The following is a 20,541-nucleotide window of genomic DNA, read 5'->3' as shown; positions in this document are numbered from 1 at the left end:
CCCTCTTGCGCGAACCAGCCACCTCGGGGATTCTTACTTTTCCGAACAAAGTAAGTCAACCCTGTTCCCGACCACGAAGGACGTGGCGACCGTGGCATCGCACCGCCCCCTCTCCGGCGGCTCCGACCTCCCCCACCTGCGCGCCGCCGGGGTGAGCCTCCTGCTGGACCTGACCGGCCAGACCCTGCCCCGGGTCCTGCACTGGGGTTCGGACCTGGGCGACCTCTCCCGCGGGGAGCTGGACGACCTGCGCCTGGCGCTGAGCCCGCAGCCCATCGGGTTCTCCGTGGACGGGCCGGTGGAGGTGGCCGTGCTCCCCGAGCAGTCCGCCGGCTGGCTCGGCACGCCGGGCCTGGTCGGCAACCGGGGCGGCGCCGACTTCTCCACCGCCTTCCGCGTGCGCGAGTCCGCGGTGGAGCACCGCTCCCCGGCGGGCGGGCGCCTGACCGTACGCGCCGAGGACGCCCGGGCCGGGCTCTCCCTGGACCTCGTGGTCGAGCTGACCCCCTCGGGCCTGGTCCGCCAGCGAGCCACCGTCACCAACGGGGCCGCGTCCCCCTTCGCCGTGGACGCCGTCAACCTCGTCCTCCCCGTCCCGGCCGAGGCGGTCGAGCTGCTCGACTTCGGCGGGCGCCACATGCGCGAGCGCAGCCCGCAGCGGACCGCCTTCACCCAGGGCTTGCGGGTGCGCGAGAACCGTACCGGGCGCACCGGTTACGACGCGGCCCACCTGCTGGCCGCGGGGACGCACGGCTCCGGCAACCGCTCCGGCGAGGTGTGGGCCGTGCACACGGCCTGGTCGGGCAACCACCGCACCTTCGCCGAGCGCACCTACCACGCGGTGTCCCTGCTGGGTTCGGGCGAGCTGCTGCTCTCCGGGGAGGTCGTGCTGGCCGAGGGGGAGTCCTACACCACCCCGTGGCAGTACGGCTCGCACGGGCACGGGCTGGACGAGGTCTCCGCCCGCTTCCACCGGCACCTGCGCTCGCGCCCGCACCACCCCTCCACCCCGCGCCCGGTGGTCGTCAACACCTGGGAGGCCGTCTACTTCGACCACGGCCTCGACCGGCTGCGCGAGCTGGCCGACGCCGCCGCCCGCGTGGGCGCCGAGCGGTTCGTGCTCGACGACGGCTGGTTCGGCTCGCGCCGCGACGACCGGCGCGGCCTCGGCGACTGGTACGTCTCCGACGAGGTGTGGCCGGACGGGCTGGGCCCGCTCACCGACCACGTCACCGGGCTCGGCATGCAGTTCGGGCTGTGGGTGGAGCCGGAGATGGTCAACGAGGACTCCGACCTGGCCCGCGCGCACCCGGACTGGATCATGGCCGCGGGCGACCGGCTGCCCCGGCCGGCGCGCTCCCAGCAGGTGCTCGACCTGGCCCGTCCGGAGGCGTTCGCGTACGTCCTGGAGCGCCTGGACGACCTGCTGTCCGCCTACCCGGTCTCCTACCTCAAGTGGGACCACAACCGGGACCTGGTCGACGCGGGGCACCGGCCGACCGGGCGGGCCGGGGTCCACGGCCAGACCCTGGCGGTGTACCGGCTGATGGACGAACTGCGCCGCCGCCACCCGGCTGTGGAGATCGAGTCCTGTTCGTCCGGCGGCGGACGGGTGGACCTGGGGGTGCTGGAGCGCACCGACCGCGTGTGGGTCTCCGACTGCATCGACGCCCTGGAGCGGCAGGACATCCAGCGGTGGACCAACGCGCTCGTCCCGCTGGAGCTGATGGGCACCCACGTGGGGGCGGGCACCGCGCACACCACCGACCGCCGCCACACCGTCGACTTCCGGGCCGGGACCGCCCTGTTCGGGCACTTCGGGATCGAATGGGACCTCACCCGCGCCGACCCCGCCGACCTGGCCCGCCTGCGGGAGTGGGTGGAGCTGTACAAGGAGCTGCGCGGCTTGCTGCACACGGGGACCGCCGTGCACGGCGACCACCCGGACCCGGCGGTCCGGGTGCACGGGGTGGTCGCCGAGGACGGTTCCGAGGCGCTCTACGCGATCGTCGCCACGGGAACCTCGGAGCTGTACCCGACCGGGCCCGTCCGGTTGCCGGGCCTGCGCCCGGAGGCGGTCTACCGGGTCCGCCCGCAGGCGCCCGGGGACGTGCCCGACGGCAACGCGCACCGGTGGGGGGTGCCGCTGCCCTGGTGGACCCCCGAGGGCGTCCGCGTCAGGGGCGCGGCGCTGGAGCGCGCGGGCCTCCAGGCGCCGGTGCTCTTCCCGGAACGGCTGGTCCTGGTGCGCGCCACCCGGCTCTGAACCCGGCCCCGGCCCGGCTCGGGAGGGCACCGCGCGTGCCGTCCTCCACGGGCACGGCACGGAGGAGGGAGCCCGGCCGGGGAGCCGGGTTGCCGTCCCCGCGCGCGGGCGCGAAACTTGGCCCACGCCCGCCCGCCGGACGCGGAGGGGCGGGTCCCCGCGCGCGGGCGCGACGTGACCGGATGGAGGTGGCATTGGGCGGGCCGTCACGGGCGATTCCGCACACGACGAGCAGGGCGGCGGTCCTCGACGTCATCCGCGCCGCGGGCACGATCAGCCGCGTGGGACTGGTGGAGGCCACCGGGTTCACGGGCGCCACCATCTCCACCGTCGTCCGCAGGCTCATCGACGACGGCCTGGTCCTGGAGACCGGGCGCGCCGAGTCCACCGGCGGCAAGCCGCGCGTCCTCCTCCGGCTCAACCGGGAGTCGCGCTACGCCGTGGGCGTCCACATCGACCCCATCGGCATCACCTACGCCCTCATCGACCTCACCGGCGCCGTGGTCTCCCGGATGACCCGCGCCGGGGTGAACCGGGACGAGGACCCCGCCGAGACCACCTCCCGCATGTCCCGCCAGGTGGAAGCCCTGGTGGAGGGCGCCGGGGTGGACCGCGAACGGGTGCTCGGCGTCGGGCTGGTCGCCCCGACCGGCGGGCTCCACCGGCACCCCTCGCTGCGGCACTGGGCCGACTACCCCGCGGCCGGGGAACTGGAGGACGCGGTCGGCCTGCCCGTGGTCCCCGGCAACGACGCGACCGCCGCCGCCCTCGGCGAGTACTGGTCCGGCGTGGTCGGCGGGTCGTCCATCTTCGCCGCCGTGTACATGGCCACCGGCGTCGGCGCCGGGGTCCTGGTCAACGGCATCCCCTACCACGGGGCCAGCGGCAACGCCGGGGAGGTCGGGCACGTGTGCCTGGACGTGGACGGGCCGCTGTGCTGGTGCGGCGGACGCGGGTGCGCCGAGGCGGTCGCCGGTCCGGCCGCCGTCGTGGCGGCCGCCCGTGCCGACGGGGACCTCGCCCGCGCCGCCGGCCTCACCCGGGAGGGCGGCCCGGTCCGGCCGTCGGTGGGCGCGGAGTTCACCGCCGTGGTCCGCGCGGCCCGCCTGGGCCAGCCCACCGCCCGCGCCCTGCTGGACCGCTCCGCCCGCCACCTGGCCGTGGCGGTCCGCACGCTGGCCAACCTGATGGACCTGGACCTGCTGGTGCTGACCGGTCCGAGCCTGGCCGCGGCGGGGTCGGTCTACCTGCCCGTCATCCAGGAGGAGTTGGACCGGGCCTTCTTCGCCCGCGCCGCCCACCCTGTCGAGGTGCGCATGTCCACGTCGGCCGCGACCGCGCCCGCCATCGGCGCGGCGGCCATGGTCCTGCAGGGCCAACTGGTTCCGCTGCGCCCCGGGCTGCGTCTGCCCGAGAACCTGTCGGAGTCCGGGGCGGACTGGGACTGAGAGTCCAGCGGGCCGACGCGGTCAGGCGTCCGGGGCGCCCTCCCCGGCGTCCTCCAGCTCCTCGACGGCGCGGGTCAACCACGCCACCCACCCGGCCTCCACGTCGATGCCGCCGAGCAGCACCAGGCGCTGGACCCGCTCCCGTTCGGTGGCGGGCCCGTCCGGGTAGTCGCGCCGCTCGAACCCGCGGTACTCCTCCAGTCGCAGCAGGTGCAGGTCGCGGTGGCGGCGCAGTTCCGGAACCAGGCCGCGCACGCCCACCACCCCGGCGGCGCGCAGTCGCAGCGGCAGCGGGTCGCGGGAGGCCCTGGGGTCCTCGCGCAGGTCCACCCAGCGCTCCAGCTCCTCACGTCCCGCGGGCAGCACCTCGTACTCCTTGCGCCCTCCGCGGGTCGGCCCGTCCGTCGCCAGCGCCCGGATCAGCGCCGCCCGCTCCAGCTTGCCCAGCTCCCGGTAGATCTGCTGGTGGGTGGCCGACCAGAAGTACCCGATCGAGCGGTCGAAGCGCCGGGCCAGCTCCAGGCCGGACGAGGGCTTCTCCAGCAGGGCGGTCAGGATGGCGTGGGGCAGGGACATGGGCGCATTCTAGGCAGCGTCGCGGGAGCCGCGTTCCGTCACGGGGCGGACTCGGGCAGGCGGACCATCACCCGGCCCTCCACGACCGACGCGTCCAGGACCTGCGGCGGAGCGGTCGCGGGCCCGTGGACCACCGTCCCGTCGTCCAGGCGGAACTCGCTGCCGTGCCAGGGGCAGCGCACGCACCCGTCCACCCGCTCACCCTCGGCCAGGGGCGCGCCCATGTGCGGACACGTGCCCAGCATCGCGCTCACGGAGCCGCCCGTCCGCGCCACCAGGACCGGGACGCCCGCCACGTCGCCCCCGCCGAGCCCGCCGTCGTCGAACCCGTCCAGCGGGCCGAGGTCGTGCCAGCCCCCGGGCAGCAGGTCGACCAGGTGGTCGGCGCTGTTGGCACCCGCCGACCGGTAGTAGGCCATGTGCCCGCCCAGGGACCCGCTCAGGCCGACCACGCCCACGCCGACCAGCGCGAGGAACCTCCCCCAGCCCTGGCGACCGCGGGCCCGGGCCAGCGAGGAGGCGCCGAACAGCAGGGTGCCGACGCCGTTGGTCGCCGCGTGGACCACGCCCACGCGCTGCTGGCGCTCGTGCTGCTGCGACCAGTCCGCCAGGCCGCTCACCACGGCGGGCAGGGTCGTGACCAGCCCGGCGTTGACCAGCGCGTGCGCGCTGCGTCGGTGGTCCCCGGGCAGCGAGTCCAGCAGGACCGCCGCCATCCACGTACCGAGGGGCAGCTGCACCAGGATCGGGTGGACGGGGTGCCCGAGCTGGACCCCGTGCAGCATGTCGCGGACGGTGCCGGACGGGATCCGTTCGGCCAGGCTCTTCATGCTGGAGACCGCGGGGTCGAGCTGCTCGTCGCGTTCGATCCGGCGGATGCGTTCACCGATTCTCATGGTGGTGCGGCTACCCGAGGCGCGCGCGTGTCACTCACGGGACCCGGAGCCGCGCGGATCCTTGAACCCGGCTTTCCCCGGCCTCCCCGGACCCTTGCGCCGGGGAGGCCGGGGCGGGTGTCACAGCGCGGCGGCCAGGCGGGTGCCCTGGTCGATCGCCCGCTTGGCGTCGAGCTCGGCCGCCTCGTCGGCGCCGCCGATCAGGTGGACCGCACGGCCCGAGGCGGTCAGCTCGTCGGCGAGGTCCCGGAGCGGCTCCTGGCCCGCGCACACCACGACGGTGTCCACGTCGAGCACGCGCTTCTCCCCGTCGACGGTCAGGTGCAGGCCCTCGTCGTCGATCCGGTCGTACTCGGCCCCCGCGACCGTCTCCACGCCGCGGTGGCGCAGCTCCAGCCGGTGGATCCACCCCGTGGTCCTGCCCAGGCCCGCACCGACCTTGCCGGCCCTGCGCTGGACCAGGTGCACGGTGCGCGGCGACGCCGGACGCCGGGGCTCGCCGAGGCCGCCCCTGGAGGCGGGGTCGGTGTCCACGCCCCACCTGCGCAGGAACTCCCCGGTGTCGACGTCGCCCCCGCCGTCGGTGAGGAAGGCGGCCACGTCGAAGCCGATGCCGCCCGCGCCGATGACCGCCACGCGTTCGCCGACCTCGACGCTCCCGCGCAGGACGTCCGCGTAGCCCACCACCTTGGGGTGGTCCACGCCCGGGATCCCCGGCACGCGCGGGGTGACGCCGGTGGCGAGCACGACCTCGTCGTAGCCCTCCAGGTCGGCGGCCCCCACCCGGGCGCCCAGCCGCACGTCCACCCCGTGCCGGTCGAGCTGGACCCGGTAGTAGCGCAGGGTCTCGTCGAACTCCTGCTTGCCCGGTACGCGGCGGGCCAGGTTCAGCTGGCCGCCGATCTCCCCGGCCGCGTCGAACAGCGTGACCTCGTGCCCGCGCTCGGCGGCGGACACGGAGCAGGCGAGCCCGGCGGGTCCGGCGCCCACGACGGCCACCCTCCTGCGCAGGCGGGTGGGGGAGAGCACGAGTTCGGTCTCGTGGCAGGCGCGCGGGTTCACCAGGCAGGAGCTGGTCTTCAGGCTGAACGTGTGGTCCAGGCAGGCCTGGTTGCAGCCGATGCAGGTGTTGATCTGCTCGGGGGTGCCCGCCGCGGCCTTGGCGACGAAGTCGGGGTCGGCCAGGAAGGGGCGGGCCAGGGAGACCATGTCGGCGTCGCCCCCGGCCAGGATCGCCTCGGCCACCTCGGGGGTGTTGATGCGGTTGACCGCGACGAGCGGCACGGACACCCGGCCCCGGAGCCTGCGGGTCACCCAGCTGTAGGCGCCGCGCGGAACGGACGTGGCGATGGTGGGGATGCGCGCCTCGTGCCAACCGATGCCGGTGTTGATGATGGTCGCCCCGGCCTCCTCCACGGCCTTCGCCAGCCGGACCACCTCGTCGAACGTGGAGCCGCCGGGCACCAGGTCGAGCATGGACAGCCGGTAGACCACGATGAAGTCGGCGCCGACGCGTTCGCGCACGCGCCGCACGATCTCCACGGGGAAGCGCATGCGGTTCTCGAAGGAGCCGCCCCAATCGTCCTCGCGCCTGTTGGTGGCCCGGGCGACGAACTGGTTGATCAGGTACCCCTCGGAGCCCATGATCTCCACGCCGTCGTACCCGGCGAGCCTGGCCAGTTCGGCGGCGCGGACGAAGTCCTCGATGGTGCGCTCGACCTCGTCGCCGGTGAGCGCCCGGGGTGTGAAGGCGCTGATGGGGGCCTGGATCGCGCTCGGCGCCACGGAGTCCTCGTTGAAGGCGTAGCGGCCGGTGTGCAGGATCTGCATGGCGATGCGCCCGCCCTCGCGGTGCACCGCCGCGGTGACCACGCGGTGCTCCTCGGCCTCCGCCTCAGTGGTCATCTTCGCGGCGCCCTTGTAGGTGGCGCCCTCGGGGTTGGGTGCGATGCCGCCGGTGACGATGAGGCCGACGCCGCCCCGGGCGCGCTCGGCGTAGAAGGCGGCCATCCGCTCGAAGCCGCCCGGCGCCTCCTCCAGGCCCAGGTGCATGGAGCCCATGACCACGCGGTTGGCGAGGGTGGTGAAGCCCAGGTCCAGCGGTTCCAGCAGGTGGGGGTAGTCGCCCATGTCGTCTCCTCGCGCGGTGCCTCGCGGGCCGGTGTCCGGTCGGCCCGCACTCATTATGCAACAAGTTGCAAAAAGGGTCGCGGGCGCACCTCGTGTACCGGGGGAGCGGGGTCGGATCAGCCGGGAACGGGAACGTGGGGCCGCCGGGGGCCTGTGGGAGGAGGCGGCTGGGTGTTCGCCGACGAGTTCGGCCGGCCGCTCAGCCCCAACACCGACCACCACGAGTGGAAGGCCCTGCTGCGGGAGGCCGGGCTGCGGGAGGCGCGGCTGCACGACGCCCGGCACACCGCCGCGACCGTGCTGCTCATCCTGGAGGTTCCGGAGAGGGCGATGATGGGGATCATGGGGTGGTCCTCCTCCGCGATGGCGAAGCGCTACCAGCACGTGGTGGACGAGGTCCGCGCGGACGCCGCCGACCGTGTCGGTGGGTTGATCTGGGAGGCTCCCCGGGAGGGGGAGGGTGGTCCCGCCGCGGCCAACTGAGACCAAGAATGAGACCACCAACGACGAAGGCCCCGACCGGTGTCCGGTCGGGGCCTTTCGTTTCGGCTGCTAGCCGCCGCGGAGGATAGGGGATTCGAACCCCTGAGGCGTTGCCACCAACACGCTTTCCAAGCGTGCGCCCTAGGCCACTAGGCGAATCCTCCGCGAACAACTCTACATGCCGTCACGGGGTGCTCTGAACAGGTTTTCGCGGCCCCTCCCGGGGCCCTCCGGACGGCCCCGGAGCCGGGCTCCCCGATCCCGGGTCACAGGTCCCGGCTGGACCTCACCGCGCTGATGGCGTTGTTGCGGAAGGCGTCCACGAACAGCGAGTAGTCGGCCCGGGTCTGGGCCGCGTACCGGTGCGCGAAGTCCACGCACCACCGCGTGAACTCCGCCTCGCGGCCGTCGAGCACCGCCATGACCGCCTCCTCGGTCTGACCGCGCACGAGCGTGGCGTCCGCGTGCGAGTCGGACACGCAGTGCGCCTTGGCGGTGGCGCGCCCCAGGTAGTCCAGCACCGGCGCGATCTCCGCGGGCTCGGTGAGGTCGTCCCAGTCCAGGTCGTTGGTGTAGGGGGAGACCTCGCTCACCACGAAGCCCACGCCGCCCATCTCGGTGTGGCCCAGCAGCGGGTCCGCGTGCGCCTGGAGCGCCCGCTGGGACATCGCGGTGCGGTGCCCGTGGTGCTGGAAGTGGTCCATGATGCGCTGGTCGGTCACCACACGCGAGGGCGCCGCCACGTTGCCCTGCTTCATGGACAGCACGATGTCGTTGTCCCAGGCCTCCGACTGGCCCTCGATGAGCAGGGTGTAGGCGGGCAGCCCCGCCGAGCCGATCCCGAAGCCGCCGCTGCCCACCACGTCCTTGACCGCGTAGTTGATCGACGCGTACCGCCGGTCCTCGGGGATGGTGCCCAGGTAGGCCTCGTAGGCGGCCAGGACCCGTTCCCGCTCGGCGTCGTCCAGGCGGCGGGCCCGGGGGCCCTCGGCGAAGCGGCGGGTGTACCCGTCGCGGGTCGTCATGGACGACAGCATCTCGGCGCGGCTGTTGAGCCGGGTCTTCTGGAGCACGTCGTGCACGGTGCCGTCGGTGTTGCCCAGCTTGAGCGAGAACTCCGAGTCGTTGCCCGTCGTCGCGAACTCGCGCACCTGGGCGATGTAGGCGTCGACGTAGTGCGGCAGGAGCGCGCTGATGTCCTCGTCGGACAGGGCCTTCTGCCAGCCCATGACCCCGATGCTGGCCGCGAACCTGAGCACGTCCCAGGTGAAGTGGCCGAGGTAGGCCTCGTCGAAGTCGTTGACGTCGAACACCAGCCGCCCGGTGGAGTCCATGTAGGTGCCGAAGTTCTCCGCGTGCAGATCACCCTGGATCCACACCCGCGAGGTGCGTTCGTCGGCCCAGGGGTCGTCCATGCCCGAGACGTCGTCGTAGAAGAGCGCGGCGCTGCCCCGGTAGAAGGCGAACGGGTTGGCCGCCATCTTGCGGAACTTGACGCGGAACGCCGCCGGGTCGGCGGACATCAGGTCCGAGAAGGCGTTCTCCAGCGTGGCGACGATGAGGTCGCGGCGCTCCGCGGAGCTGTCGGTGGAATCGAGCCGGTCGAGCATGCCCATGCCGTCCATGATCTCTGAGAGGTTACGTGTGTGCCGGTCCAGGCCCCGTGGGCCCTGTGCCCGAGATGAGACGCCCGGTCCGGGAGGCGCGTTCCGCCCGATTTCCGTGTTCCGGAGGGCGGCCCGCTCCGGAGGGCGGCCCGCTCCGGGGGGCGGCCTGCTCCGGGGGGCGGCCTGCTCCGGAGGACGTCCCGCTCCGGAGGGCGACGCGCCCCCGGGGAGGGGGCGGGGCGCGGGTTGCCCGAGCGGTCCGGGGTTCGGATACACTCGGGGCAGACCCCTCGTGCGGCGTCACCCTATGAACCTCCCCAGGGCCGGAAGGCAGCAAGGATAAATGGGCTCTGGCGGGTGCGCGGGGGGTCCTTTGTCTTTCTCCGGCCCGGTCGAACCCCTCCCGGTCCTCGTCAACCGGCGCGAGCTGTCACCGCCCGCGGGTTGAATGGACACGTGGCAGGGACCAGGGGAGGAATCACACCGTGAGCATCGCGCTGTACCGCAAGTACCGGCCCGCGACGTTCGGCGAGGTGCGTGGCCAGGAACACGTGACGGACCCGCTGCGCCAGGCGCTGCGCAGCGGACGGATCAACCACGCCTACCTGTTCAGCGGCCCGCGCGGCTGCGGCAAGACCACCAGCGCCCGCATCCTGGCCCGCTCCCTCAACTGCGCCGAGGGCCCCACCCCCGACCCCTGCGGCACCTGCGACTCCTGCGTCGCCCTGGCCCCCGACGGCGGCGGCAGCATCGACGTCATCGAGATCGACGCCGCCTCCCACGGCGGTGTGGACGACGCCCGCGACCTGCGCGAACGCGCCTTCTTCTCCCCGGTCAACTCGCGCTACAAGATCTACATCATCGACGAGGCGCACATGGTGACCCGGGAGGGCTTCAACGCCCTCCTCAAGCTGGTCGAGGAGCCCCCGCCGCACCTGAAGTTCGTGTTCGCGACCACCGAGCCCGAGAAGGTCATCGGCACGATCCGCTCGCGGACCCACCACTACCCGTTCCGCCTGATCCCGCCGAGCACCCTCAAGGAACTCATGGAGGACCTGCTCAAGGAGGAGGGCGTCTCCTACGACCCGGCCGCGCTGCCGCTGGTCGTGCGCGCGGGCGCGGGCTCGGCGCGCGACACGCTCTCGGTGCTGGACCAGCTCATCGCCGGTTCGGACGAGGGCGGCATCACCCGGGAGGGCGCCGTCTCCCTGCTGGGTTACACCGACTCCAGTCTGCTCGGCGAGATGGTCGACGCGCTCGGCGCCCGTGACGGCGCCGCCGTGTTCGGCCTGATCGACCGCGTGGTGGAGGGCGGACTCGACCCGCGCCGGTTCACCACGGACCTGCTGGAGCGCTTCCGCGACCTGGTCGTCCTGGCCGCCGTGCCCGACGCCCTGGACAAGGGCCTGGTCAACGTCGACCCGGAGGCGACGGAGCGGATGAAGGACCAGGCCGCGCGTCTGGGCCCGGCCGAGCTGAGCCGCGCGGCCGACATCCTCAACCAGGGCCTGACCGAGATGCGCGGCGCCACCGCGCCCCGTCTGCTGCTGGAACTCATGTGCTCGCGGGTGCTTCTCCCAGCCGCCGACGGCGACCAGGGCCTGGCCCTGCTGGCCCGCCTGGAGCAGATGGAGCGCCGGATCGCCTCCGGTGCCGTCGCCCCTTCCGCCGCGCCGGTCCAGCCCGCCCCCGCTCCCGCTCCCGCGCCGGTCACCCCGGCCTCCCCGGTGGTGCCCTCCGAACCCGTGCGCGCCGCCGCGGCTCCGGCCCCGTCGGTCGCTCCGGCCCCTGTGGAGGCCCCCGCCGCCCCGGCCCCGGCACAGCAGCGCTCCGAGCCCGCGGGCTGGGACGTCCCGGCCCGGCAGGCCGCCCCCGCGCGGAGCCAGGCGCCCGCGGCGTCCGGCGGATCCTTGGACCTGGGGCGCGTGCAGGGCGCCTGGCCGCAGATCCTGGAGGCGGTCAAGGGCCGCCGCCGGTTCACCTGGATGGTGCTGAGCGGCAGCGACGTCCGTCCGGTCGGTGTGGAGGGCAACGCCGTCCTGCTCGGCTTCTCCCGGCCCAACGAGGCCAAGGGCTTCAGCAACAGCGGCAGCGACCAGGTGGTGGCCGCCGCGATCCAGCAGGTCCTGGGCATGGAGGTGCGCGTCGCCGCCGCGGGCAGCGCCGCCGCGGCCTCCGCCGCCCCCGCGCGCAGGCCCGAGCCCGCGCGCCCGGCCGAGCCCGCCGGGTGGGACGCGCCCTCCGCCGAACCCGTGCGGTCCGGGGCGCCCGAACCCGCGCCGCAGGCGGCCTCCGGCCCGAGCCCCGCGCAGACCCCGCAACCCGCTCCGGCCCCGGACCCCGCACCGGAGTCCGCGCCGACCGGGCCGCCGCCGGACCGCATCGTCACCGGACTCCAGGAACCGCCGCCCGACCCCTACGAGGACGCGGCCGCCGCGCCGCCGCCCGAGTACGGCGACTCCTCGCCCGCGGTCGAGCAGGCCCCGCCCCCCCAGCCCGCCCCGCCGCGGCCCGAGACGGCGGCGCCGCCCGCCGGAGCCGCCTCCGCAGGCGCCCCCGCAGGAGCGGGGGACTCCAGGCCTCCCAGCGCCTCGGGAACGTCGGGCGCCGGGCTGATCGAGTCCGAGCTCGGCGGCCGGATCATCGACGAGATCGAGCACGAGGCCCCGGACCCGTCCCTCTAGGTTCCCACCACCAGGTCACGCGTCCGCCGTTGGCGGGCCGGGCTCCCCGGGGCCGGTGCGCCGACCGTTGACGGTGTGGCGTGCGGGAGCCTCCTCACCGGTGATCTCGCTCCCGGGAGCACGGCGGGCCGCCGGCAGTGCCTCTGGGAGCGGGACCATCCGCGGCGGGAGCGTTTCGGCGGTCCGCGGAGTCAGTCCCGGGGGCGCAGCGCGCGCAGTACCGTGTCCACGAGCTCGTCCACGTACTCGTGCGTGAGCGGCCCGGTGCGCAGCAGCCAGCGCTGGTGGAACGGTCCGAGGAACAGCTCCGTGGCCAGCCGCAGGTCGATCTCCGGGTCCACCTCGCCCGCCGCCACGGCGGAGCGCAGCCGGTCCTCGAACACCCGCGCGTTCGGGCCCAGCAGGCGTTCCTGGACGACCTCGGCGAAGGCGGGATCGTGCTGGAGCTCGACGGTGAACGCGCGCGTGGTCCGGTCCATCTCCGGGATGCGGAACTCGTCCGCCGTGGCGCGGAGCACCGTCCGCATGTCCTCGGCCAGGTCGCCGGTGTCGGGCAGGGGCTCACCGGCGACCCCGCCGGTCAGCGCGGTGAACACGTCCAGGACCACGGCCGCCTTGGACGGCCACCAGCGGTAGATGGTCTGCTTGCCGACCCTGGCCCTGGCGGCGATCGCCTCCATCGTGAGCCTGGCGTAGCCGACCTCGCCCATCAGCTCGGTGGCGGCGTCGACGATGGCGCGCCGCGCGCGTTCGCTGCGGCGTCGGGGGTCGGGACCGCGGCGGACCCTGGTCTCTCCCTGTGCGGTGTTCTCTGCCATACCTGCCACGTTAACCGCTGAAAAATGACGAGACGTATCGTCTTGGTGCCGATATCCTACGGAGGTCGGATCGACTTGGCGAGGCGTTTCGCCTCGCCTGGAGGGAAAGGAGGTCCGCGTGGGCAGGAACAGCGACAATCTTCTGGGCATGGGCGGACAGCGCAACACCGTCTCGCGCTCCGCGCTTCGCGGAGGCAAGGGCGGCGGCCGTGGCGGCCCCAGCGACGACGCCGTGGAGCGCAAGCAGGAGCTGCTGCGCAAGCTCCGCGAGAAGCAGGGCAAGGACGCGGACGCGGCGTCCGAGAAGGCCGAAGGCGCCCAGGGCGAGGCGTGAACGCGCGGCGGCCCTCCTCCGAGAGGGCCGTCGGCGTCCGCGCGCCCCGCGCGATCCCTCGCGGTGCGCCACCGGCGCGGTCCCGCCGTACGCGCCGGTGCGCCTGCGCCGTGCGCACCCGGCATCCGCTCCCCGCGTCCTCACCCGGAGCCCGCCTCCCGGAGCCGGATCCCGGCGTCCGCGCCCCGCCGCGGTCACACCGTCCAGCCGTGTCCGTCGGGTGAGTCCAACCACACCCGGTGCGTGCCGTCGGCGCCCACCGAGAGTCCGAAGCGGTCCGGATCGGGCGCGCCCAAACGCTTCCAGAGCTCCAGGGCCTCCTCGAACTCGTCCCAGATGCTCCTCGGTCCGCCCTGCTCGATCATCCACGAGGTGCCGTAGGGGTACACGCGCACCCACGAGGCGCCGCTCCGGTCGAACACCCACACGCCCGACCCTGTGCCGATCCACCGCCGCCGCACCCGCCAGCCCGGCACCATCACCGACAGCGCGAACGCCGACGGGAAGGTCATCAGCGGTGCCACGGGGTCGGTCTGCGTGAGCCGGTACTCGTCGGGCTGCTGTCCCGAGTCCCGTACCGGGCGGGGCTGGGCGTCGGGGGTCCTCAGCGGCACGAACCCCACACCGCCGTGGAAGCTCGCCCGGGCCGAGCCGTCCCCGGGGCACTCCACGCGGGCGATCACCCCGGCCCCCTCCAACAGCCCCCACGGGCACACCACCAGGCCGTCGGGGCGCAGCTGCTCCACCCACGCGGGCGGCACACGGCGCACGCCGCAGGTCGAGGTGATCCGGTCGTAGGGCGCGCCGGGCGGGTAGCCGTAGTAGCCGTCGGCCAGGTGGACGGCGGGGGAGTAGCCCTCGGCGCGCAGGGCCTCGCGGGCGACCCCGGCCAGGCGCGGGTCGGTCTCCACGGACGTGACGGCGCTGTCGCCGAGCCGGTGCGCCAGCAGGGCGGTGTTCCAGCCGGTGCCGGTGCCCACCTCCAGGACCCTCTGCCCGTTGGCGAGGTCGGACAGCTCCAGCAGGCGGGCCAGGACCCGGGGCGCCGAGACGGACGAGGTCGCCGCCTCCGCCCGTTCCCCGGGGCCCGGGCCTTCCGACCCACGGCTCCAGGGGACGGACTCCCGGTCGTCGTGGGCGCGCTGCTCCCGGGGCTCCGGCTCCTGTTCGCCGGGCGCCCGGAACCCGGGGGCCCGGGGGTCGGGCGCCTCCCGGTACGCGGACGGGTCGGGGCCCTCGACCCGGGTCACGATGGCGTTGTCGGTGTACACGGCCGCGAGCCACCGCTCGGGGTTGCTGTTGGCGTTGAGGGCGGTCCCGTGCGCGGTCAGCGCGCCCGTCTCGGGGACGAACCGGTGTCTGGGCACCGACCGGAACGTGTCGGTGAGGGCGGCGTCGGTCAGCGTGCCGTCCGCGACCATCGCCTCGACCAGCGCCGAGTGGCGCTCTCTGGCGGTCAACACGTCCTCACTCCCCCGTGGCTCTCAGCGTTACCGGTGGTGCCCGAGGGCACTACCGGGACTTTTGTGCCCCGCAGAACACCTTTCCAACCGAGAGTGATGTTAGCGCCACTCTTGGTTCTCGCTCCTGGTAGGTGCCCTTTCGGGAGAGTCGTCCTACCGGCGGGCGCGGCGTCCTCCGCCGTGCGGCCCCGCCCCGTCGCGGAGGAGTCCGCGCGGGGCCGGATGGGTCCTCCCGGAGCCCGGCGTGCGCACCGGTCAGCACCGCCCGGTCCCGGCGGCCCGGTCCGCCTCCTCCCGCCGCCGACGGGCCCGCCCGCATGTTCGCTGATGACCGGTTACGCTCACAGCAACAGCGACACGACAGCGAGAACCAGCACCAAGAGTGCGGCGAGGAGACGGCCGTGAACCCTGGCGGAATGGACATGCAGGCCCTGCTCCAGCAGGCCCAGCAGATGCAGCAGCAGCTCGTGGAGGCCCAGCAGGCGCTGGAGGACGCCGAGGTCGAGGGCACCTCCGGCGGCGGCCTGGTCAAGGTCAAGCTGAGTGGGCGCGGACAGGTCGAGGACGTGACCGTCGCCCCCGAGGCGATCGACCCGGCCGATCCCGCCGAGAGCGCCCAGACCGTCGCGGACCTGGTCCTGGCGGCCATCCGCGACGCCGAGGCGCAGGTGGAGCGGCTCCAGCAGGAGAAGATGGGCCCGCTCGCCGAGGGCCTGGGCGGCGGCGGGATGCCCGGCGGCATGCCCGGCCTCCCCGGTTTCTAGCCCGGCCCGCGGCAGCCGCACGGACCTCCCGGTGCCGGTCCGCGGACCGGCACCGGGAGGTCTGCGAACCGGCACCGGGGCCGCTCCCGCTGTTCCCGCCGTCGTTCCCGGAACCGGGGAGCGGCCCCGGGAACCGGTCAGGCGGGCCCGCGCGTACGCGCGAGTCCGCCGCGCCGGATACGGTGGGGGGTGGGGATGCGGACCGCCCCGACAGACCCGGTCCGTCACTGATGGGTAGGCGATGTACGAAGGCGCGGTGCAGAATCTGATCGACGAGCTCGGGCGGCTGCCCGGCGTCGGTCCGAAAAGCGCGCAGCGCATCGCCTTCCACCTCCTGTCCGCCGAGCACGCCGACGTCAAACGCCTCGTCAGCGCGCTCGTCGAGGTCAAGGAGAAGGTGCGCTTCTGCTCGGTCTGCGGCAACGTCGCCGAAGAGGACCAGTGCCGCATCTGCCGCGACGTCCGCCGCGACCCCGCCATCATCTGCGTGGTCGAGGAGTCCAAGGACGTCGTCGCCATCGAGCGCACCCGCGAGTTCCGGGGCCGCTACCACGTCCTGGGCGGCGCCATCAGCCCCATCGAGGGTGTGGGCCCCGACGACCTGCGCATCAAGGAACTCATGACCCGCCTGGCCGACGGCCAGGTGACGGAGCTGATCCTGGCCACGGATCCCAACCTGGAAGGGGAGGCCACCGCGACCTATCTGGCGCGGCTGGTCAAACCCATGGGGTTGAAGGTGACCCGTCTGGCCAGTGGCCTGCCCGTGGGCGGCGACCTGGAGTACGCCGACGAGGTCACCCTCGGTCGTGCCTTCGAGGGCCGCCGCAGCCTGGAGTTCTAGCGCGTCGCGCCCTGGAGTTCTAACTCACATTCGCCGTTCATCCGCGCGAAACACGAGTAACCTCCGCCTGACCGGGTAAGCCCCATCGCCGGTGTGTCAAGACGCCACGCCCTCCCGTCGCAGGTCAGATGGGCTAGGCGAGGACGTCTGTGGCTACACTCCATTTCATTGTCTTGATCCCAACTCCTCAGGAGCATCGATCGTGGCCCTAATCGTGCAGAAGTACGGTGGGTCTTCCGTGGCAGACGCGGAAGCCATCAAGCGAGTAGCCCAGCGGATCGTCGCTCAGAAAAAGGCGGGATATGACGTCGTCGTCGTGGTCTCGGCCATGGGCGACACCACCGACGAACTCCTGGACCTGGCCGAGCAGGTCAGCCCGATGCCGCCGGCCCGCGAACTGGACATGCTGGTCACCGCGGGCGAGCGCATGTCCATGGCACTCGTGGCGATGGCCATCGAGAACCTGGGGTTCGAAGCCAGGTCCTTCACCGGTTCCCAGGCCGGTGTGATCACCACGTCGCTGCACGGCAACGCCAAGATCATCGACGTGACCCCGGGCCGGATCCAGGAGGCCGTGGGCGAGGGCGCGATCTGCATCGTCGCCGGGTTCCAGGGCGTCTCCCAGGACACCAAGGACATCACGTCCCTGGGCCGGGGCGGCTCCGACACCACCGCCGTCGCGCTGGCCGCCGCCCTGGAGGCCGACGCCTGTGAGATCTACAGCGACGTCGACGGTGTGTTCACCGCCGACCCGCGCATCGTGCCGAGCGCCCAGCGCATCCCCCAGATCTCCTACGAGGAGATGCTGGAGATGGCGGCGTCCGGGACCAAGATCCTGCACCTGCGCTGTGTCGAGTACGCGCGTCAGTACAACATCCCCCTTCACGTCCGTTCATCTTTCAGCCAGAAGCCGGGGACCTGGGTCGTCCCGGAAGTCGAGGAAAGCGAAGGCATGGAACAGCCGATCATCTCCGGTGTCTCTCACGACCGGAGCGAAGCCAAGATCACCGTCGTCGGCGTGCCCGACAAGGTCGGCGAGGCCGCGACGATCTTCCGGGCCCTGGCCGACGCCGAGATCAACATCGACATGATCGTCCAGAACGTGTCGGCGGTCTCCACCTCGCGCACCGACATCTCCTTCACGGTCCCCAAGGACTTCGGCAAGGAGGCCGTCGCCGCGCTCAAGAAGGTGCAGGACAAGGTCGGGTTCGAGTCCCTGCGCTACGACGACAAGATCGGCAAGGTGTCGCTGATCGGCGCGGGCATGCGCTCCTACCCGGGTGTCACCGCCCGCTTCTTCGACGCGATCGCCGGTTCGAGCACCAACGTCGAGATGATCTCCACCTCGGAGATCCGCATCTCGGTGATCGTCGAGGAGGACCAGATCGACGCGGCCGTCCGCGCCGCCCACAGCGAGTTCCAGCTCGACGCCGACCAGGTCGAGGCTGTCGTCTACGGAGGTACCGGCCGATGAGCAACCGTCTTCCCACCCTCGCCGTCGTCGGCGCCACCGGCGCCGTCGGCACCGTGATGCTGGACATCCTGACCCAGCGCGAGAACGTCTGGGGCGAGATCCGCCTCGTCGCCTCCCCGCGCAGCGCGGGCAAGGTCCTGCGCGTGCGCGGCGAGGACGTCGTGGTCCAGGCCCTGGCCCCCGAGGTCTTCGACGGCGTGGACGTCGCCATGTTCGACGTCCCCGACGAGGTGTCCAAGGAGTGGGCGCCGATCGCCGCCGCCCGCGGCGCGGTCGCCGTCGACAACTCCGGCGCGTTCCGCATGGACCCCGACGTCCCGCTCGTGGTGCCCGAGGTCAACGCGGACCAGGTCCGCAACCGCCCGCGCGGCATCATCAGCAACCCCAACTGCACCACCCTGTCGATGATCGTGGCCATCGGCGCCCTGCACCGCGCCTACGGCGTCACCGACCTGGTGGTCTCCTCCTACCAGGCCGCCTCCGGCGCCGGCCAGGAGGGCATCGACACCCTGCGCGACCAGATGGCCAAGGCCGGTGCCGACCGCAGCCTGGGCGACACCGCGGGCGACGTGCGCGCCGCCGTCGGCGAGCTGGGGCCGTTCCCGGCGCCGCTGGCCTACAACGTCGTTCCGTGGGCGGGTTCGCTCAAGGACGGCGGCTGGTCCTCGGAGGAGCTCAAGGTCCGCAACGAGTCCCGCAAGATCCTGGGCCTGCCCGACCTGCGCGTCTCGGCCACCTGCGTCCGCGTCCCCGTGATCACCACCCACTCGCTGGTCGTGCACGCGTCCTTCGCCGAGGAGGTGCCCGCCGACGCCGCCCGCGAGCTGCTCGGCTCCGCGGAGGGCGTGCGGGTCCAGGACGACCCGGCCAACGGCGAGTTCCCGACCCCGGCCGACGTCGTGGGCACCGACCCGACCTGGGTCGGCCGCATCCGGCAGTCGCTGGACGACCCGAAGTCGCTGGACCTGTTCCTGTGCGGTGACAACCTGCGCAAGGGCGCCGCGCTCAACACGGCGCAGATCGCCGAGGTCGTGGCCGGGGAGTTCACCCGGGCCTGACCGCGCACACCGCCGGGCGACTCCAGCCGGTCACTCCGCGTGACGGGGAACGGTTGGGCGGAGCGGGCGTCCGGTGGTGTCCGTACCGGCGCGGCGGCCGGTGGGCGATGAGGGCGGCGGCCCCCTCCTCCGGGAGGGGCCGCCGCCCTCACGCGTGCCCGGGGGCGGCGCCCGGGTGCCCGTCCCGGAGCGCCGCACCCGCGCGGGCCCGGGTCAGTACCGCCGCGGGTCGCCGACGCGGCGGGGCCGGGCCAGTGTCAGTTTGTAGAGGAGTCGACACTGCTCGGACGAGCCGATGAGGTCGGAGGTCTCCACCGGCCGGTTGCCGCTGAAATGGGTGCGCTCCACCACCAGCACGGGTATCCCCGGCGCCGACCCGAGCAGGGAGGCCTCGGAGTCGCGCAGCGCGCGGACGCCCACCTCCTCCACCACCCGGTCCACCGGGTGGCCCGCCGCGCTGAGCCGTTCGAGCAGTCCGCTGCCGGGCGAGCTGTCGAAGGGGGTGCGCAGGGTGCCCGCCGTAAGGGACGCGGGCTCCCAGGACCGGTGCAGGGTGATGGGCAGTTCCGAGGACAGCCCGCGTGAGGTGGTGCGGTACACCGGTTCCCCCTCGCGCAGCCGCAGCCGCAGGCTCAGCGGCGGCGCGCACTGCTCCTGCTCGGTGCCGATCGACTCGCGGCTGAGCCGCCCCAGGCCGGAGCCGGAGGAGGAGTCGGTCCGGCAGATCCGGAAGAGTTCGGGGACGGTGCGCACGTAGTACCCGGAGCCGGGCCTGGACTCGACCAGGCCCTCGGTGACCAGGAGTCGGAGCGCGGTGCGGGAGATCTGCTCGCTGACCCGGTAGGAGCGCGCCAGCCGGGTCCGGGAGGGCAGACGCGTGCCGGGCGGCAGTTCTCCGCTCAGTATCGGCCCGCGCAGCTGTTCCGCCAGCCAGAGGTACCTGGGTTGCCTGCCCACGGTCACCGGGCCTCGGCCGTGCGGCCTCCCGTCGCCCGTTGGTCTCTGCGCTTGGCCAGGGGGACGGGGACGCCGTGGTCGCGGGTGCCGGGGCCGCCACCGTCTGCGGTGGGGGACCCGGGAGGGAGAAGGGGAGTGAACCTGCCAGATCGCCGAAGCTCGCCCATGGTTCCCAGTAAAGCAGCGCGAGGGCCTGACAGGTGGAATTACCTGAAAGTAGTGACGTGAGTTCGGAAAGTCACCACGGAAACGGAATCCGGTCCTTGCGTAGTGGAAACGCCCGAAAACCGGAAGCGCCACGGGATCCCCCGCTCAAAAGGTTACTCTGCGTAACAATAGGGAGTGTGCCTTGTTGGGGGAGACCATGATCACGAACCTCGCGGACCGCGCGGACACGGCCGTCACCTGGATGAGCGGGATCTTCGGAGTGGTCCTGGCGCTCGTGGGCCTGGCGCTGCTGGTCCTGCTCCTCGCCGCGGTCATCTCGGCGCTGGTCGACCGCGACACCTCCGCGGGCGGCAAGCTGCTGTGGGTCATCTTCATCCTCTGGTTCCCGCTGTTCGGGGCGATCGCCTGGTTCGTGGTGGGCCGCAAGGGCCACCTCAACCGCTTCCTCGGCATCGACAAGGGGAAGGCGCGCCACACGATCCCGACCAGCGTCGGCCAGCACAGCGACGCGCCGCCCCACCGCAACGGACTGAGCCACGCCTGAGCCCGGCGCCGGGCGCCGCGGCGGGGAGGG

The 20,541-nt window shown here is 73.3% G+C and carries 17 protein-coding genes, 1 tRNA gene and 1 other RNA gene; 11 read left to right on the top strand and 8 right to left on the bottom strand.

The window, feature by feature from the left end:
- Positions 1-82: 82 nt before the first annotated feature.
- The gene (locus NDAS_RS23830) at positions 83-2,266 is read left to right on the top strand and encodes an alpha-galactosidase (RefSeq protein ID WP_081461773.1); all 2,184 of its coding nucleotides are present in this window, start codon (positions 83-85) and stop codon (positions 2,264-2,266) included.
- A gap of 194 nt (positions 2,267-2,460) precedes the next feature.
- The gene (locus NDAS_RS23825; protein WP_013155815.1) at positions 2,461-3,714 is read left to right on the top strand and encodes an ROK family transcriptional regulator; all 1,254 of its coding nucleotides are present in this window, start codon (positions 2,461-2,463) and stop codon (positions 3,712-3,714) included.
- Between the two features lie 21 nt (positions 3,715-3,735).
- Here the strand turns inward: NDAS_RS23825 and NDAS_RS23820 are convergent, their stop codons facing one another.
- The 3 genes from NDAS_RS23820 to NDAS_RS23810 form a co-directional block, all read right to left on the bottom strand.
- The gene (locus tag NDAS_RS23820; protein ID WP_013155814.1) at positions 3,736-4,290 is read right to left on the bottom strand and encodes a PadR family transcriptional regulator; all 555 of its coding nucleotides are present in this window, start codon (positions 4,288-4,290) and stop codon (positions 3,736-3,738) included.
- Between the two features lie 38 nt (positions 4,291-4,328).
- A complete protein-coding gene (locus NDAS_RS23815) occupies positions 4,329-5,186 on the bottom strand; it encodes a Rieske (2Fe-2S) protein (RefSeq protein ID WP_013155813.1) in 858 nt (285 codons plus the stop codon).
- A 120-nt stretch (positions 5,187-5,306) separates the two neighbouring features.
- The gene (locus tag NDAS_RS23810; RefSeq protein ID WP_013155812.1) at positions 5,307-7,316 is read right to left on the bottom strand and encodes an NADPH-dependent 2,4-dienoyl-CoA reductase; all 2,010 of its coding nucleotides are present in this window, start codon (positions 7,314-7,316) and stop codon (positions 5,307-5,309) included.
- Between the two features lie 171 nt (positions 7,317-7,487).
- Here NDAS_RS23810 and NDAS_RS29095 point away from each other — a divergent pair, with 171 nt between their 5' ends.
- Complete coding sequence (locus NDAS_RS29095) at positions 7,488-7,799, top strand: tyrosine-type recombinase/integrase (RefSeq protein WP_041552984.1); 312 nt, start codon at positions 7,488-7,490, stop codon at positions 7,797-7,799.
- Positions 7,800-7,878: 79 nt separating this feature from the next.
- On the opposite strand, the gene NDAS_RS23800 is transcribed toward NDAS_RS29095, so the two are convergent.
- Together NDAS_RS23800 and NDAS_RS23795 are read right to left on the bottom strand one after the other, a co-directional pair.
- Positions 7,879-7,963: transfer RNA gene (locus NDAS_RS23800), tRNA-Ser, on the bottom strand.
- A gap of 102 nt (positions 7,964-8,065) precedes the next feature.
- Positions 8,066-9,424 carry a DUF2252 domain-containing protein gene (locus NDAS_RS23795; RefSeq protein WP_041552982.1) on the bottom strand — a complete coding sequence of 453 codons (1,359 nt, stop codon included), beginning with the start codon at positions 9,422-9,424 and terminating at the stop codon, positions 8,066-8,068.
- Positions 9,425-9,687: 263 nt separating this feature from the next.
- On the opposite strand from NDAS_RS23795, the gene ffs reads away from it, so the two are divergent.
- Both ffs and NDAS_RS23790 read left to right on the top strand, forming a co-directional pair.
- Positions 9,688-9,783: signal recognition particle sRNA small type (gene ffs / locus NDAS_RS27685), an RNA gene on the top strand.
- A gap of 108 nt (positions 9,784-9,891) precedes the next feature.
- On the top strand, positions 9,892-12,090 hold the full coding sequence (locus NDAS_RS23790; RefSeq protein ID WP_013155810.1) for a DNA polymerase III subunit gamma and tau: 2,199 nt from the start codon (positions 9,892-9,894) through the stop codon (positions 12,088-12,090).
- 191 nt (positions 12,091-12,281) lie between these two features.
- On the opposite strand, the gene NDAS_RS23785 is transcribed toward NDAS_RS23790, so the two are convergent.
- Positions 12,282-12,908 carry a TetR/AcrR family transcriptional regulator gene (locus NDAS_RS23785; protein WP_013155809.1) on the bottom strand — a complete coding sequence of 209 codons (627 nt, stop codon included), beginning with the start codon at positions 12,906-12,908 and terminating at the stop codon, positions 12,282-12,284.
- A 118-nt stretch (positions 12,909-13,026) separates the two neighbouring features.
- On the opposite strand from NDAS_RS23785, the gene NDAS_RS23780 reads away from it, so the two are divergent.
- A complete protein-coding gene (locus NDAS_RS23780) occupies positions 13,027-13,242 on the top strand; it encodes a DUF6243 family protein (protein WP_013155808.1) in 216 nt (71 codons plus the stop codon).
- Between the two features lie 194 nt (positions 13,243-13,436).
- On the opposite strand, the gene NDAS_RS23775 is transcribed toward NDAS_RS23780, so the two are convergent.
- Positions 13,437-14,702: a methyltransferase domain-containing protein gene (locus tag NDAS_RS23775; protein WP_041552980.1), complete on the bottom strand. Its 1,266-nt coding sequence runs from the start codon at positions 14,700-14,702 to the stop codon at positions 13,437-13,439.
- 419 nt (positions 14,703-15,121) lie between these two features.
- Between NDAS_RS23775 and NDAS_RS23770 the strand changes: the two genes are divergently transcribed.
- The 4 genes from NDAS_RS23770 to NDAS_RS23755 all read left to right on the top strand — a co-directional run bounded on the left by NDAS_RS23770 (position 15,122) and on the right by NDAS_RS23755 (position 18,842).
- Positions 15,122-15,469, top strand: a complete 348-nt coding sequence (locus NDAS_RS23770; protein WP_017562872.1) for a YbaB/EbfC family nucleoid-associated protein — start codon at positions 15,122-15,124, stop codon at positions 15,467-15,469.
- 241 nt (positions 15,470-15,710) lie between these two features.
- A complete protein-coding gene (gene recR, locus NDAS_RS23765; RefSeq protein WP_013155805.1) occupies positions 15,711-16,310 on the top strand; it encodes a recombination mediator RecR in 600 nt (199 codons plus the stop codon).
- A gap of 202 nt (positions 16,311-16,512) precedes the next feature.
- Positions 16,513-17,784, top strand: a complete 1,272-nt coding sequence (locus tag NDAS_RS23760; protein ID WP_013155804.1) for an aspartate kinase — start codon at positions 16,513-16,515, stop codon at positions 17,782-17,784.
- Positions 17,781-18,842 carry an aspartate-semialdehyde dehydrogenase gene (locus NDAS_RS23755; RefSeq protein WP_013155803.1) on the top strand — a complete coding sequence of 354 codons (1,062 nt, stop codon included), beginning with the start codon at positions 17,781-17,783 and terminating at the stop codon, positions 18,840-18,842. Before NDAS_RS23760 ends, NDAS_RS23755 begins: the two co-directional genes overlap by 4 nt.
- A 213-nt stretch (positions 18,843-19,055) precedes the next feature.
- On the opposite strand, the gene NDAS_RS23750 is transcribed toward NDAS_RS23755, so the two are convergent.
- Positions 19,056-19,799 (bottom strand): GntR family transcriptional regulator, encoded by a 744-nt coding sequence (locus tag NDAS_RS23750; protein ID WP_013155802.1) that lies wholly within the window; start codon positions 19,797-19,799, stop codon positions 19,056-19,058.
- A 364-nt stretch (positions 19,800-20,163) separates the two neighbouring features.
- On the opposite strand from NDAS_RS23750, the gene NDAS_RS23745 reads away from it, so the two are divergent.
- Positions 20,164-20,511 carry a PLD nuclease N-terminal domain-containing protein gene (locus NDAS_RS23745; RefSeq protein WP_013155801.1) on the top strand — a complete coding sequence of 116 codons (348 nt, stop codon included), beginning with the start codon at positions 20,164-20,166 and terminating at the stop codon, positions 20,509-20,511.
- The last annotated feature ends 30 nt before the right edge of the window (positions 20,512-20,541 follow it).

This window comes from Nocardiopsis dassonvillei subsp. dassonvillei DSM 43111, from assembly GCF_000092985.1.
GTDB lineage: Bacteria > Actinomycetota > Actinomycetes > Streptosporangiales > Streptosporangiaceae > Nocardiopsis > Nocardiopsis dassonvillei.
The sequence above is the reverse complement of the archived record's forward strand: the minus strand, read 5'-3'. Positions and strand labels throughout refer to the sequence as shown.

What these genes read in the sequence shown, in the direction of transcription:
- NDAS_RS23820 (WP_013155814.1), bottom strand. Translation starts at nt 4,290, where the DNA reads ATGTCCCTGCCCCACGCCATCCTGACCGCCCTGCTGGAGAAGCCCTCG.
- NDAS_RS23815 (WP_013155813.1), bottom strand. Translation starts at nt 5,186, where the DNA reads ATGAGAATCGGTGAACGCATCCGCCGGATCGAACGCGACGAGCAGCTC.
- NDAS_RS23810 (WP_013155812.1), bottom strand. Translation starts at nt 7,316, where the DNA reads ATGGGCGACTACCCCCACCTGCTGGAACCGCTGGACCTGGGCTTCACC.
- NDAS_RS23795 (WP_041552982.1), bottom strand. Translation starts at nt 9,424, where the DNA reads ATGGACGGCATGGGCATGCTCGACCGGCTCGATTCCACCGACAGCTCC.
- NDAS_RS23785 (WP_013155809.1), bottom strand. Translation starts at nt 12,908, where the DNA reads ATGGCAGAGAACACCGCACAGGGAGAGACCAGGGTCCGCCGCGGTCCC.
- NDAS_RS23770 (WP_017562872.1), top strand. Translation starts at nt 15,122, where the DNA reads ATGGACATGCAGGCCCTGCTCCAGCAGGCCCAGCAGATGCAGCAGCAG.
- recR (WP_013155805.1), top strand. Translation starts at nt 15,711, where the DNA reads ATGTACGAAGGCGCGGTGCAGAATCTGATCGACGAGCTCGGGCGGCTG.
- NDAS_RS23755 (WP_013155803.1), top strand. Translation starts at nt 17,781, where the DNA reads ATGAGCAACCGTCTTCCCACCCTCGCCGTCGTCGGCGCCACCGGCGCC.
- NDAS_RS23745 (WP_013155801.1), top strand. Translation starts at nt 20,164, where the DNA reads ATGATCACGAACCTCGCGGACCGCGCGGACACGGCCGTCACCTGGATG.